Annotated in this window: 15 protein-coding genes; 9 read left to right on the top strand and 6 right to left on the bottom strand. The window is 60.6% G+C overall.

All coding sequences use genetic code 11. From position 1 onward, the window contains the following. Positions 1-152: 152 nt before the first annotated feature. The gene (locus tag N7568_RS01555; protein WP_261608158.1) at positions 153-1,751 is read left to right on the top strand and encodes an ABC-F family ATP-binding cassette domain-containing protein; all 1,599 of its coding nucleotides are present in this window, start codon (positions 153-155) and stop codon (positions 1,749-1,751) included. 166 nt (positions 1,752-1,917) lie between these two features. Here N7568_RS01555 and N7568_RS01550 read toward each other — a convergent pair whose 3' ends face one another. The 4 genes from N7568_RS01550 to N7568_RS01535 are packed head-to-tail and all read right to left on the bottom strand — an operon-like array spanning position 1,918 to position 4,022. Further along, positions 1,918-2,385: a YbaK/EbsC family protein gene (locus tag N7568_RS01550; RefSeq protein WP_261608157.1), complete on the bottom strand. Its 468-nt coding sequence runs from the start codon at positions 2,383-2,385 to the stop codon at positions 1,918-1,920. Beyond that, positions 2,386-3,252 carry an SURF1 family cytochrome oxidase biogenesis protein gene (locus N7568_RS01545; RefSeq protein ID WP_261608156.1) on the bottom strand — a complete coding sequence of 289 codons (867 nt, stop codon included), beginning with the start codon at positions 3,250-3,252 and terminating at the stop codon, positions 2,386-2,388. After that, complete coding sequence (locus tag N7568_RS01540; RefSeq protein ID WP_261608155.1) at positions 3,253-3,525, bottom strand: hypothetical protein; 273 nt, start codon at positions 3,523-3,525, stop codon at positions 3,253-3,255. Beyond that, positions 3,522-4,022, bottom strand: coding sequence for a DUF3099 domain-containing protein (locus N7568_RS01535; RefSeq protein WP_261608154.1), 501 nt, complete (start codon positions 4,020-4,022; stop codon positions 3,522-3,524). The genes N7568_RS01540 and N7568_RS01535 overlap by 4 nt, the downstream gene beginning before the upstream one ends. Positions 4,023-4,176: 154 nt before the next feature. On the opposite strand from N7568_RS01535, the gene N7568_RS01530 reads away from it, so the two are divergent. The 3 genes from N7568_RS01530 (at position 4,177) to N7568_RS01520 (ending at position 7,628) form a co-directional block, all read left to right on the top strand. Next, positions 4,177-4,902 (top strand): beta-ketoacyl-ACP reductase, encoded by a 726-nt coding sequence (locus N7568_RS01530; protein WP_261608153.1) that lies wholly within the window; start codon positions 4,177-4,179, stop codon positions 4,900-4,902. A gap of 117 nt (positions 4,903-5,019) precedes the next feature. After that, positions 5,020-5,772 carry an SDR family oxidoreductase gene (locus N7568_RS01525; protein ID WP_261608152.1) on the top strand — a complete coding sequence of 251 codons (753 nt, stop codon included), beginning with the start codon at positions 5,020-5,022 and terminating at the stop codon, positions 5,770-5,772. Between the two features lie 257 nt (positions 5,773-6,029). Beyond that, complete coding sequence (locus N7568_RS01520) at positions 6,030-7,628, top strand: sugar ABC transporter ATP-binding protein (RefSeq protein ID WP_261608151.1); 1,599 nt, start codon at positions 6,030-6,032, stop codon at positions 7,626-7,628. 77 nt (positions 7,629-7,705) lie between these two features. Here the strand turns inward: N7568_RS01520 and N7568_RS01515 are convergent, their stop codons facing one another. Both N7568_RS01515 and serB read right to left on the bottom strand, forming a co-directional pair. Continuing rightward, positions 7,706-8,332, bottom strand: a complete 627-nt coding sequence (locus N7568_RS01515) for a hypothetical protein (RefSeq protein WP_261608150.1) — start codon at positions 8,330-8,332, stop codon at positions 7,706-7,708. Between the two features lie 310 nt (positions 8,333-8,642). Then, positions 8,643-9,536: a phosphoserine phosphatase SerB gene (gene serB / locus N7568_RS01510; RefSeq protein WP_261608149.1), complete on the bottom strand. Its 894-nt coding sequence runs from the start codon at positions 9,534-9,536 to the stop codon at positions 8,643-8,645. 111 nt (positions 9,537-9,647) lie between these two features. Between serB and N7568_RS01505 the strand changes: the two genes are divergently transcribed. The 5 genes from N7568_RS01505 (at position 9,648) to N7568_RS01485 (ending at position 13,636) form a co-directional block, all read left to right on the top strand. Further along, positions 9,648-10,433: an ABC transporter ATP-binding protein gene (locus N7568_RS01505; RefSeq protein WP_261608148.1), complete on the top strand. Its 786-nt coding sequence runs from the start codon at positions 9,648-9,650 to the stop codon at positions 10,431-10,433. A 19-nt stretch (positions 10,434-10,452) separates the two neighbouring features. Beyond that, positions 10,453-11,238, top strand: a complete 786-nt coding sequence (locus N7568_RS01500; protein ID WP_261608147.1) for a sulfite exporter TauE/SafE family protein — start codon at positions 10,453-10,455, stop codon at positions 11,236-11,238. Between the two features lie 7 nt (positions 11,239-11,245). Continuing rightward, positions 11,246-12,055, top strand: a complete 810-nt coding sequence (locus tag N7568_RS01495; RefSeq protein ID WP_261608146.1) for a TrmH family RNA methyltransferase — start codon at positions 11,246-11,248, stop codon at positions 12,053-12,055. Between the two features lie 141 nt (positions 12,056-12,196). Beyond that, on the top strand, positions 12,197-12,454 hold the full coding sequence (locus N7568_RS01490) for a type B 50S ribosomal protein L31 (RefSeq protein WP_017200906.1): 258 nt from the start codon (positions 12,197-12,199) through the stop codon (positions 12,452-12,454). An 87-nt stretch (positions 12,455-12,541) separates the two neighbouring features. After that, on the top strand, positions 12,542-13,636 hold the full coding sequence (locus N7568_RS01485) for a lipoate--protein ligase family protein (RefSeq protein WP_261608145.1): 1,095 nt from the start codon (positions 12,542-12,544) through the stop codon (positions 13,634-13,636). The last annotated feature ends 6 nt before the right edge of the window (positions 13,637-13,642 follow it).

The raw sequence follows: 13,642 nt of genomic DNA, 5'->3' as shown, positions 1-13,642 counted from the left end.
GAGTGGCACAGTTTTCCCGGTTAAGGGGGCGATGTCAGCCCAAAGCCCTCATGCCGGTAGACTTGAACAGGCTGTTCTCACGGCCGCACCCGCCGCACATATCGGGCCCACCGGTCCCCGCGAGCGTTCCCCATTGAAAGGCATCACCCGAATTGATTACCGTCCAGGATCTCGAACTCCGCGCCGGCGCACGCCTGCTCATGGATCAGGTCAACTTCCGGGTGGATAAAGGGGACAAGATCGGGCTCGTCGGCCGTAACGGCGCCGGCAAGACCACGCTCACACGGGTCCTCGCAGGCGAAGGCCTTCCCGCCGGGGGAAAGGTGACCCGCAGCGGCGAGATCGGCTACTTGCCGCAGGACCCCCGCACCCCGGACATGGAGCAGCTGGCCCGCGACCGCATTCTTTCCGCACGCGGCTTGGACGTGGTGGTGGGCAAGCTCAAGAAGGCCCACGAGGAAATGGCCAGTGAAGACGCAGCCGTGCAGCGCAAAGCCATGAACCGCTATGACCGCCTGGAATCTGAATTCCTGGCGGGCGGAGGCTATGCCGCGGAGGCTGAAGCCGCCGCGATCTCCTCCAACCTTGCACTGCCGGACCGGCTCCTCAACCAGCCGTTGAAGACCCTTTCCGGTGGCCAGCGCCGCCGCGTGGAGTTGGCCCGGATCCTCTACTCCGACGCGGAGACCTTGCTCCTCGACGAACCGACCAACCACCTTGACGCGGACTCCATCACCTGGCTCCGCGACTTCCTGAAGAACCACCAGGGTGGCTTGATCGTGATCAGTCACGACACGGAGCTCCTCGAAGCCACTGTGAACAAGGTCTTCCTGCTGGACGCAAACCGCGCCCAAATCGACTATTACAACATGGACTGGAAGCGCTACCTGCTCCAGCGCGAAACGGACGAACGCGCCAGAAAGCGTGAACGCGCCAATGCCGAGAAGAAGGCCCAGGTCCTGATCGACCAGGCCAACAAGATGCGTGCCAAGGCCACCAAGGCCGTGGCGGCCCAGAACATGGCCAAGCGTGCAGAGCGGCTCCTGAGCGGTTTGGAAGCTGTGCGTGAAAACGACCGCGTGGCCGCGCTCCGCTTCCCGGATCCCTCTCCCTGCGGCAAGACCCCTCTGACCGCCGAGGGCCTCAGCAAGTCCTACGGTTCGCTGGAAATCTTCACAGACGTGGATCTGGCCATCGACCGCGGTTCCAAGGTAGTCATCCTTGGCCTCAACGGTGCCGGCAAGACCACGCTCCTGCGCATGCTGGCCGGAGTGGACAAACCGGACACTGGTGACATCATTCCGGGGCATGGCCTCAAGGTGGGCTACTACGCCCAGGAACACGAGACACTCGACGTCGACCGCACTGTCCTGGAAAATATGCGGTCTTCAGCTCCGGACATGAAAGATGCCGAAGTCCGTGGCATCTTGGGCTCGTTCCTGTTCTCCGGTGACGACGTGGACAAGCCCGCGGGCGTTCTTTCAGGCGGTGAGAAGACCCGATTGGCCCTTGCCACGATCGTGGCCTCCAGCGCCAACGTTCTGCTCCTGGATGAGCCCACCAACAACCTGGACCCGGCCAGCCGTGCCGAAATCCTGGGGGCCCTCAAGAACTACAGTGGCGCCGTCGTCATGGTCTCCCACGACGAGGGTGCAGTGTCCGCACTGAATCCGGAGCGCGTTGTACTGCTCCCGGACGGTGTGGAGGATCACTGGAACGAGGACTACTTGGACTTGATCACGCTGGCTTAGCCCTCGCTGGGCGGGCCGTTGGCGGTGCTTGCGTCCGCTGCGCGCTGTTGTTGCGTCCGCTGCGCGGCACGCTTGATGTGCCGCGTGCTCGCTCGTTCCTCGCTTGGACGCACGCTACGCACATCGAGCGCGTCGCTCCGCTGGTGACCAAGTCACCCCATGCGATTTATCGAACCTGCAGGGGTTCCGCGCTCGTGATTCGTGCCAGTTCTTCGTAGTTGATGGAGAACATGGAGTTGTGGTCTCCCGCTCCCGCCCATAGCAGAGGGTGTTCTTGAAGCGAGGTGTCCAGGATGGTGCGCAGTTTCTCTGGGTGGCCCACTGGCGCCACTCCGCCTACTTCCTGGCCGGTATGTACCAGCACGAATTCCGACGTGGCGCGGCGGATCTTGCCCGTGCCCAACTGTGCTGCAACCAATGCTGTATCAACCTTGGCCACACCGCTGGCCAGGATCAGCAGTGGTTGGCCGTCCAGCTCAAAGATCAGGCTGTTGGTGATCGCCGCGACATCGCAACCGAGCGCGGAGGCGGCGGCTGCCGCCGTCGGGACCTTGTCCTCAAAGATCCGGACAGTGTCCTCGGCTCCGGCGGCAATCAGGGCTGACTTTACGTTGAGTACGGGATCCGGAATCATTCAGTGGCCTTGTGCATCAAGGATGGCGTCTTCCTCTTCTTCGGACGTTGGCCGTCTGTTCTTTCGCGGAGCGGGCGCGCGCTTCTTCGGCGTTCCACCCGCGGCGATGATCTGCTCGTCCTCTTCATCCTCGGCGTCGATGGCCGCATTCCGGGCCTGCTGTCGCGCTGCGTAGCCAAAACCGATGAACATCAGCACGCCGAAGGCGAACCATTGCAGGGAATACGACAAATGCGTTCCCTCTTCCGTCGCCGGCTTGGGGAAAGGCGTGGGCATCAGTTGCACGCCGGGATCTTCACTGGCCAGTTGCCCGTAAGCCCCCGTGGCGATGGGGTAGGGGAGTTCATTTGCGAAGCTGGCCAGGTCAATGGAGGCCAGCTGACCTTCCACCGCGCCGCGGTCCAGCTTCGGTTCGGCAGGCTTGAGCCGCGCTATCACCGTTACCTCGCCCGTTGGCGGTGCCGGAACGACGTCGGGGCGTCCGGGAGTGTTGTTGCCAATCGGCAGCCAGCCGCGGTCAATCACCACCGCTTCGCCGGTGGTGAGGCGGAAGGGAACTACGACGTCGTAGCCCGGCTGTCCGTTGAGCGGCCGGTTACGGACAACCCGCTGACCTTCAAGGTCGTAGGTACCGCGCAATTGAACCTGGGTCCATTCCCGTTCCGGGTCCAAGGCGTCGAACTGGTCCTTGACCTCGGTGTAGGGGACAGGCGTGGCAGAGTAGTTACTCACCACACGATTGATCTCGGCCAGGGTCTCGGCCCTGCGGTCCATCTGCCAGCGGCCCAGGAAGACGCACGCTGTGGCGAAGATGACGGCCAGAACGAAATACCCCAGCCACTTGCTGGAGAAAAGGAAACGGTACATTCAGCCAGCCTCGTTCGCCGTCGTCTCATCCGTGAAGGGGACTGTTTCCTTCCACAGGCCACGGGTCTGCAGGTAGTCCTCAAGCCATTCCCGGTGATCTCCACAGGAAAGCCACACTTTGCGCCGATCCGGAGTGTGGATGCGGGGGTTGTTCCACAAAAGCTGCCATTCGGCGTGGACACGGCATCCCTTACGTGAACACACTGCCGGGCCGGTGGCACGCTCGGACTCCTGGCCAGCCAAACCATGGCTGCCAAGGTTAAAGATGTTCATGAAGCCGCCCGTTCATCGCCGGGGTTCCCGGCCTCGCTGCTGTGGCCCATCGTGGGGCCAGCTGGTTTGCTTGGTGGTTCGTCATCCACCAGTTCGCCTTGGAGAACCGTTGGGGCGTCCACTGGTTCTTGTTCTTCTTGCTGGGGGGAGCGTTCGATTTCAGGCACTGCCACATCGTCCAGCAAGGACTCACTGTGGTCCTCGGCTTTGTCGTTGCCGTTGGCTATCACCACGGCAATCCACGGAAGGAACACCGCTCCGGCGATGGCAATGACCTTGAACCAGCCGTCCACCACGAAGATGAGGATGATGCAGACCATGCGGATGCCCATTGCCACCGCGTATTTGATCATGCGCTCACGCATGTCTTCAGAGTGCGCCGCAGCGGCATCAGTGATGCTGTGGACTTCGGGGTCGCTGGAAACAGCGTCCGGTTCCCCGGGCACTTGCTGCAGGGGACTGTTTTCTCGTGTCACAACTGAATCATCACGCTCCATAGGCCTCTATCAATTCTCTCACCAAGGCGGTAACGGCCCAAACCGCTGAGGAGGGTGGTTACCCGCGGGTTTGGAACGGGCGACGGATAAGATCGACAAAGGAAAATCACTTTTCACAGCGGCAAGCCTAGGCCGCGGAGCATGGAGCGAAAGTATGTCTGAAGCAGTATCCACTGGACGCAGCGTCCTCATTACAGGCGGCAACCGCGGCATCGGTCTTGCCATCGCGCAATCGTTCGTTGCCAACGGTGACAAAGTTGCCGTCACCTACCGCAGTGAAACAGAGCTGCCTGAAGGCATCCTGGGCGTTAAAGCCGATGTCACGGACGAAGCCTCCGTTGACGCAGCTTTCAAAATCGTCGAAGAGGCACACGGCCCGGTGGAAGTACTGGTGGCCAACGCGGGCATCACCAAGGACACGCTGCTGCTTCGTATGAGCGAGGACGACTTCACCTCGGTGCTGGACACCAACCTGACCGGCGCCTTCAGGGTTATCAAGCGGGCCTCCAAGGGAATGATCAGGCTTCGCAAGGGCCGGGTTGTCCTTATCTCTTCTGTCTCCGGCCTTTACGGCGCCCCGGGCCAGATTAACTACTCCGCTTCCAAGGCAGGCATGGTGGGCATAGCGCGGTCCTTGACCCGCGAACTGGGCAGCCGCGGTATTACTGCCAACGTGGTTGCACCAGGCTTCATCAACACCGACATGACAGCTGAGTTGCCGGAAGATACCCAAAAGTCGTATCTGGCCAATGTTCCGGCGGGACGTTTCGCTGAAGCCTCCGAAGTAGCGGACGTTGTGCGCTGGGTTGCCAGCGACGAAGCCGCATACATCTCAGGAGCGGTGATCCCGGTGGACGGCGGCCTCGGGATGGGCCACTAGCCCGCCAGCCTCCAAGGCAGTTTTTTGTCCGGGGCCGACAACAGATTTCAATCCGGCCGCTGGCATGATGGAAGTCGAGCCCACGGAATTTGGACGAAGTGAACAAAAGGAGCACGAATGGGAATGCTGGATAACAAGACGGCCATCGTCACGGGATCTTCGCGGGGCATTGGCGCTGAGGTTGCCAAGATCCTCGCCGGCGAGGGTGCCGCCGTCGTTGTCAATTACCGCCAGAAGGCACCCCGCGCCAACAAGGTAGTGGCTGGGATCCAGGCAGCTGGCGGCCGCGCGGCGGCTGTCGGCGCGGACCTGACCACGGACGAAGGCGTGCACGCACTGGCCAGCACCGCCATGGAGGAATTCGGCTCCCTCGACGTTCTGGTGCTGAACGCGTCCGGCGGCATGGAATCGGGCATGGAGGAGGGCTACGCCCTCAAGTTGAACCGCGATGCCCAAATCAACATGCTCAATGCCGCTGTTCCGCTCATGCCGGAAGGCTCGCGCGTTGTCTTCGTCACCAGCCACCAGGCACACTTCGTCGAGACAGTGCCCACCATGCCCGAGTACGAGCCCGTGGCCAAGAGCAAGCGGGCCGGTGAGGATGCTCTGCGCGCCCTCCTGCCCAATTTGGCGGACAAGGGAATCTCGCTGGTGGTCGTCTCAGGCGACATGATTGAGGGCACGGTCACAGCCACCTTGCTCGACCGCTCTAACCCCGGCGCCATCGAAGCACGCCGCGCGGAAGCCGGCAAGCTCTACTCCGTGGAGGAATTCGCGGCTGAGGTGGCCAAAATGGTGACCGCCGACGTCGAATCCGGCCACACCGAATACGTTGGCGGAGCCGACTACTTCAATAAGGCTTCCGAGTAACAAACGCCTCACTCAACTGTGGCCCGGGACACCCGTCCCGGGCCACTGTTGTTTAATGCCGGACGACCTCAAGGGGCCAGAGGTCGACGGCCGGTGGAACAAGATCTGGACATAACGATTTGATAATTAATGGACTTTATCGCGTCACGAAATAGCAATAGTTGTTTCAACTTACACGCTTTGCATTAAGGAGTCTCATCTGATTGACTCTCCAAGGCGCCTTCATTTGCAGTTGTCCGAAGGCTGCATAAACCCTAATGGGGGAGTTTCTGACTCAATCAACCGCCGCAGGAAGTGTGCAGGAAGCTTCGCAATTGACTCGCTGGGGTGGCTATTTTCCCTTGGTACTAGGAGCTTCTTTGGACCTGTTATTGCATGCTGATGATATTTACGCGTCGTACGACCAGCGGCGAATCCTCAAAGGCGTCGGCCTTTCGTTGCATCGAGGCGAGATACTGGGGCTGATCGGCACCAATGGCGCAGGAAAAACAACTCTTATGGGCGTTTTGGCAGGATCCCATAAGCATGATGCTGGACGGATTACTTTGGCCGGGGAGAAGTACGGGCCGGAATCCCTGGAGGAAGCCAAAGCGTGCGGAGTCGGGCTCATTCCCCAGAATTTCCAGATCGACCCTGCCTTGACCATCACCGAGGCGATTTTCCGCGGAACTTTTCAGGCCGGAAAGTCCCATGCCGACCTCCGGGAACAAGCAAGCAGACTGATCCGCGAGATCGGAATCAGCATGGATCCCGACGCGAAAGTGGGCACCCTGATCCGCGCGGAACAGGCACTCGTCGAGGTGCTGAGAATGGTTGCCGAAGAAGCCCAGTTGGTCATCATGGACGAGGTGGCCGCATCACTTCCGGACCATGACGTAGCGGTCCTGCATCAGGTTTTGCGGATGCTGACCCGGCAAGGGCGGGCAATTATCTATATCACCCATCGCCTTGACGAAGTCCGAGCCATCGCACACCGCATCGCTGTCATGCGGGACGGCAAGGTGCACAGGATCCTGGAAGCCAGCCAGACCGACGTCGACGAACTTACTTTCCTCTTGCTTCAGCAGGAGCTGGAGGGCATTACCCGGCCTGCTGATCCAGCAAGTGGTGAAGAGGCCTTGCGGATCCAGAGTCTCGGCGTGGGGGACAGCGTGCGGGATGTGACTTTTAGTGTTGCCAAAGGGGAAATTTTCGGACTGGTGGGAACCCACCGCTCGGGCGTCTACCAACTGGTTGAAGCGCTTGCAGGCATTCACCCACATACGGCGGGCCGGATCTTCATGCACGGAAGTCCTGTACAGATCCGGGGCCTGCAGGATGCGGCTCGCCTGAAGATCGGCTACGCCTCAGACAACGTAGATAATTTGGAAGCCGAATCCAGCATTGTGCAGGGGCTTCGACAGGGTGCAGAAACGGACAGTGGCAGTCTGCAGGATGAGATTACCCAACTTCGGGGCGTGGCTGACGTGGTTCGGCGCATGCGCATCAATACGACAAACATCCAGGGCAACATCACCACGCTTTCCGGCGGCGACCGCCAGAAAGTCCAACTCGCCAAATGGATGGCTACCGAATGTGACGTCCTGATCCTCAGCCATCCCAGCCGTGGCATCGACATCGGAGCCAAGGAGGTCGTGTACAGGATGCTCAACGAAGTCAGCCAGACGGGCGTCGCGATCATCCTCTTGTCGTCAGACCTGTCTGAAATGGTCAGCTGGTGCCATCGGATTGGCGTGATGCGCGACGGCGAGCTCGTTACCATCGAGGCCAACGCCAACACGAATGAGGACGTCCTTGTGCACCACATGTTGGGTGCTAAGTTCGAATCCGGCGACGCGCGCCGCGCGAAAAGCTAACGCCCCTCCCTGCCCGGATGAACGTAAGGGACGGCCGCGCCATGCACGGCCGTCCCTTGGCGTTGTTCTTTAGGAGATCAGATGGCCACCGCTTTGGCGATGTTGCTGAGCTTGTGGCGTGCCAGCGCCAGATTTGCGTACGTGCGGTCCAACACCAAGTACACGAACAGGCCCTTCGCGCCGGAGGAGTTCAAAACGTTGATCAAGTGGTACTGCGAATCCAACGTGATGAGGATGTCTTCGATTTGACTGTCCAAGCCGAGGTCGGCCATGGTTCGCAGCTTTGAGCTGACAACATTCGAATTGCCGGCCGCGGCCACGCCGAGGTCGAAGCCAGGGCTTCCGCCCTGGGCCAAGGCCATTCCGCTGGAGTAGTCCACGATAGCCGCGCCAGTGGCGCCTTCGATGGACAGCAGTTGCTTTGTAGCTTCATCGAGTGAGCTCATAATAAGTTCTTCCTGTTCTGTTGTGTATTCACCGGTAGCCGTGAAGTAGACAGTTCGGGCTTCCTGATGCTCCGGCGCGTTGCGGGCTGATTCCCGCGCGGTGGCGGCCATTTCCGTTTCCTCCGCGTCGAAATACCCGTCCTGGAGGATTTCGTGGAGTGACGTAGTGTCCTCAATCGGCGAAGCATGGAGGTATTCCGGCGACGCGAATTCATCGCGGCGTCTCCACCATTTCCATGTGCCTACCGAACGGTTCACTCCCTGCCCCTGCACTTCCGTCATCCCGGGTTGCCGCATGATTCACGGATATCCCTACCAAGTATTGAACTTTACACATCAATGATTCAAATATCCGCAAACACGATGCATTTGGAGTGTTTGAAGAGGCAAGACTTTTCATTAATGACAATTTGATAAAAAGTTCGGAATATTGCGTCACGAAATGTGATTCTGAGTTTCAGTTTTCCACTGCACAGCAGCCAGGGCCGCATATGGACACACGAAAGCGGCCTATGCCCAGGGGACTTTACGCCCGGGCATAGGCCTGGAGATCAGGAGAAGAAAGGAATCAGACGTTGGCGATGTGCCGGACAGCATCCAGATACGGCATGTTGATGACGGCGTCGGCGACTGCGCGCACAGCTGGTTTGGCATTGAACGCAATGCCAATGCCTGCGGCGCCAAGCATATCGAGGTCGTTGGCGCCGTCGCCCACCGCAATGGTGTGCTCCAGGCTGATGCCCTCAGCAGCCGACCATTCACGGAGGTACTTTTCCTTGGCGGCACGATCAATGACAGCGCCGAGAACCTTGCCGGTCAACGCGCCGTCGACAATTTCCAGCTCATTGGCAATCCAGTAATCCAAGCCGAGTTCCTCGGCGATGGGACCCAGGATTTGGTTGAACCCACCGGATACCACAGCCACTACATGGCCGGCTTCCTTAAACGCGGCCACGAGTTCCGCCGCCCCAAGACTGAGGCGCACCTCTCTCCGGACAGCATCGACGACGTCGGCCGGAAGTCCCGCGAGGACAGCGACCCGGGCGTAGAGACTCTGGGCGAAGTCCAGCTCGCCGCGCATGGCGGCCTCCGTGACTGCGGCGACTTCCTCGCGCTTGCCGGCATGGGCTGCCAGCAACTCGATGACTTCCTGCTGGATCAGCGTTGAATCAACGTCCATGATCAGGAGCTTGCGGGATGCCTGGCGCAGTCCTTCCGGAACTATGGCCGTGTCGACTCCCGCGCTGGCGGCCTCAGCCACCTGGCGACGGACCGCGTCAAGGTCCGCGGAGGCATCCGTGTCCGCGGTAAGGCCCGCCGTAAAGACGCTAAAGCGCTCGTCTCCGCCATGTGATTCCGATGACACTGCAGCGCCTGCGCGGGCAAGTGCCTTCCGCACCTTCTCGAGGGATTCGTGGGACAAATTCACGCCATAGCTGACCGCAGCCAAGTTCGAAGTCATGGCCTCAATCCTACTGAGGGCGCCGCACGCACCCGAATTCGTTTCGCGACACAAACGCGGCGCAGTTACCGGTTATCAGTCATATGGATTTTTGTCCTAGTGTCTACTGCTATGAGTGATGTTCTGGAATTGGCTTCCGTCAGCGTTGTCCGAGGCAAAAAAACCCTGCTGGACAAGGTTGACTGGGAGGTCAACGAAGGCGAACGCTGGGTCATCCTGGGACCGAACGGCGCCGGCAAGACCACCCTTCTCCAAATTGCCGCAGCCCGGCTCCACCCCAGCAGCGGAAAGGCCGGGATCCTGGATGAGGTCCTGGGCCGCGTTGACGTCTTCGAACTCCGCCCCCGGATTGGACTCTCCTCGGCTGCGCTTGCCACCCAGATTCCCGAGCACGAGAACGTCCTGAACGTCGTGGTCACCGCCGCCTACGGTGTTACCGGACGCTGGCGTGAAGGATACGAGCGCGACGATGAACGCCGCGCCTTCGGCCTCCTCAACGACTGGGGAATGGGGCCGCTGCTTAACCGGACCTTTGCCACGTTGTCCGAGGGGGAGCGCAAGCGCGTTCAAATTGCGCGCGCCCTCATGACCGATCCTGAACTGTTGCTCCTGGACGAGCCGGCAGCCGGCCTGGATCTCGGGGGTCGTGAGGAACTGGTCCACAAGCTGGGCGAGCTGGCCAGCGACGAAGCAGCCCCGGCCATGGTCCTGGTGACCCATCACCTTGAAGAAGTACCGCCGGGGTTCACCCACGCCATGCTGCTCCGCGAAGGCGGAGTGGTTGCCGCCGGCCCCATTAAGGAAGTCCTTACCGACGAACACTTGAGCAACACCTTCGGCCTTGCCTTGGACGTTTCGGAAAACAGTGGCCGCTACACAGCCACAGCCCGCCGCTAGGCCGGAGTCGTAGACAACTATGGAAATTCTTAGCAGCATTCTGGTCTTTTTCGCGGGCTTGTGGGCCGGCACCATCAATGCGGTGGTCGGTTCCGGCACACTGGTGACGTTCCCGGTACTCATTGCCATCGGCATCACCCCCGTGGTTGCGTCCATGAGCAACGCCATGGGCCTTGTTGCCGGCACTGCGGCGGGAGCCTGGGGGTATCGCCGTGAGTTGGCGGGAAGGGGACGGCAGCTGATGAAGCTGCTGCCCGCTTCACTGTTGGGCGGCATCACTGGTGCCTGGTTACTGCTGCACCTGCCAGAAAAGGTATTCCACTATGTGGCGCCTGTTCTGCTGGTGCTCGCCCTCCTGATGGTCCTGTTCCAGCCAAAACTGCAGGCATGGGTGCGCAACAGGGAGCTGAATCCTGAACACGCCATCCGCGACCGCAGCCATGGGATCCTCCTGGTGGTCCTCGTCTACCTTGCCGGCGTCTACGGTGGCTACTTCGTAGCGGCGCAGGGGATCTTGCTGGTGGGCATCCTCGGTGTGTTCCTCACGGGCACCATGCAAAACGCCAACGCCATGAAGAACTTTCTGGTGTTGGGCGTCAACATGGTGGCAGCGATCTCCTATTTGATCTTCGCCTTCGACCGCATTAATTGGCTCGTCGTCCTCCTCATTGCCGTCAGTTCCACCATCGGTGGACTTGTTGGTTCACGGGTGGGCAGGAAGCTGTCGCCGCGGGTCCTGCGGGCAGTGATCTTCACCCTCGGCATCGTTGCCCTTGGGTTCATGATTGCTAACCTCCTGAAATAATCACCCGGTGACATTCCACTACCTCGAGTCCGCCGATGATCCCCGCGTGACGGACTACACCACTCTCACCGATGTGCACCTACGGAAGCTCCGCGAGCCCGAGGAAGGTATGTACATCGCCGAATCTTCAAGGGTCCTTCGCAGGGCCCTGGCGGCAGGACACCAACCCCGGTCCTTCTTCCTGGCGGAGAAATGGCTGGAAGACCTCCACGACGTCTTCCAGGCGTATCCTGACGTTCCCGTCTTCATTGGCAAGGCCTCCTTGCTGGAGGAAATCACTGGGTTCCACCTGCACCGCGGGGCCATGGCGGCGATGCACCGGCCGGCTCCCGTCCCCCTGGAGTTGCTCCTGGCGGACGCGTGCCGCGTCGCTGTGCTCGAAGACATCGTGGACCACACCAACGTCGGAGCCATCTTCCGCTCGGCTGCCGCACTCGGTGTCGACGCCGTCCTGGTATCCCCGCGCTGTGGCGACCCCTTGTACAGGCGCAGTGTTCGCGTCAGCATGGGCACGGTCTTCCAGGTCCCTTGGGCGAGGTTGGAGAACTGGCCCGATGACTTGGGCCGGCTGAAGGAGCAAGGTTTCACAGTGGCGGCCATGGAGCTGACGGATGATGCCGTGGATTTGGACGATCTCGCCGCCATGCAGATCCCTAAACTCGCTTTGGTGCTCGGTACCGAAGGTGCCGGCATGAGCCAGGACACGCTGGCCGCCGTCGACCTCGCCGTCAAAATTCCGATGCGGCCAGGCGTCGACTCACTCAACGTTGCTGCCGCCTCGGCAGTCGCCTTCTGGGAACTCCGTCCGCGCGACTGAACCCGGTTCGTATGGCATGGCCGTTTCCGCTATGATTGGTTGTTGGCCCGGCCGCTGGAATATTCATGTTTCAGTAACGGACCACCTCCATTCATACCTGGCAGCTGGCAAAATCCAGTTGCGTGAACAAAAGGTCCCATTATGAAGTCTGATATCCACCCGAAGTACGAAGCTGTTGTTTTCAACGACCTGGCTTCCGGTACGCAGTTCCTGACCAAGTCCACCGTGTCTTCTTCGAAGACCATCGAGTGGGAAGACGGAAACACCTACCCGGTTATCGACGTCGAAATCTCTTCGGAGTCCCACCCGTTCTACACGGGCAAGCAGCGCATCATGGACTCCGCTGGCCGCGTCGAGCGCTTCAACGCTCGCTTCAAGGGCTTCGGCGGCAAGAAGTAACCCACTTCACCCCAAGTCTTTTCGAAGGCCCGCATCGCCGGAATTCCGGCTATGCGGGCCTTTGCGTTTTCCGGCAAGATGGAACACATGACTTTGCATCCTGCTCCTGGAATATTCGACGACGGCACGCGCCCTCACGGTGAATACAAAGTTCCTGGCGGCAAACTGGTGGTGGTGGACCTGGACGTGGTGAACGGACGGTTTGCCAACGTCTCCCTGAGCGGCGATTTTTTCCTGGAGCCCGATGAGGCACTGCTGGACATCAACCGCGCCTTGACAGGACTTCCGGAGAGCTCCTCCGCAGCCGAGATCGCAACAGCCGTCACGGCCGGGCTGCCCGAAGGGGCCGTGCTGTTCGGATTCTCTGCAGAAGCTGTAGCTGTAACCGTCCGCCGCGCACTGTCCAAAGCCACCGGCTGGGCGGACCACCAGTGGGAAGTCATCCCGCCATCAATCCTCCCCACCCAGGTGAATGTTGCGCTGGACGAAGTCCTCACAGAGGAGGTCGGCGTGGGGCGGCGAAACCCCACCCTGCGGTTCTGGGACTGGGAAGAGCCTTCCGTGGTCATCGGCAGCTTCCAGTCAGTACGGAACGAGGTGGATCCGGAAGGCGTGTCCCGCCACGGCATCACGGTGGTTCGCCGTATCAGCGGTGGCGGTGCCATGTTCATGGAGGCCGGCAACTGCATCACATACTCGCTGTACCTGCCGCAGACCCTCGTGGACGGTATCAGCTTCGCCGACTCGTACGCGTTTCTGGATGCCTGGGTCATGGCAGCCCTGGAGAAACTCGGTATCACTGCGTTCTACGTGCCTCTGAATGACATAGCAACCGAGCAGGGCAAGATCGGCGGCGCGGCGCAGAAGCGGCTTGCCAACGGGGGCATGCTGCACCACGTGACCATGAGCTACGACATCGATGCCGACAAGATGGTTGAGGTCCTGCGGATCGGCAAGGAGAAGCTCTCAGACAAGGGAACACGCAGCGCCAAGAAGCGCGTGGACCCCTTGCGCCGCCAGACCGGCCTGGCCCGCTCAGTGATCCTGCAGGCCATGCAGGAGGTTTTCGCGGAGCGATATGGCGCAGTGGAGTCCCGGCTCACAGAAACCGAACTGGAAGAGGCCAGGAACCGCGTGGACCAGAAGTTTGGCACCCAGGAGTGGCTTAACCGGGTTCCGTGACCTAAG

This window comes from Paenarthrobacter aurescens (assembly GCF_025421775.1).
GTDB classification, from domain to species: domain Bacteria; phylum Actinomycetota; class Actinomycetes; order Actinomycetales; family Micrococcaceae; genus Arthrobacter; species Arthrobacter aurescens_B.
Note: the sequence above shows the minus strand (reverse complement) of the source record. Positions and strands in the feature narration are given on the sequence as shown.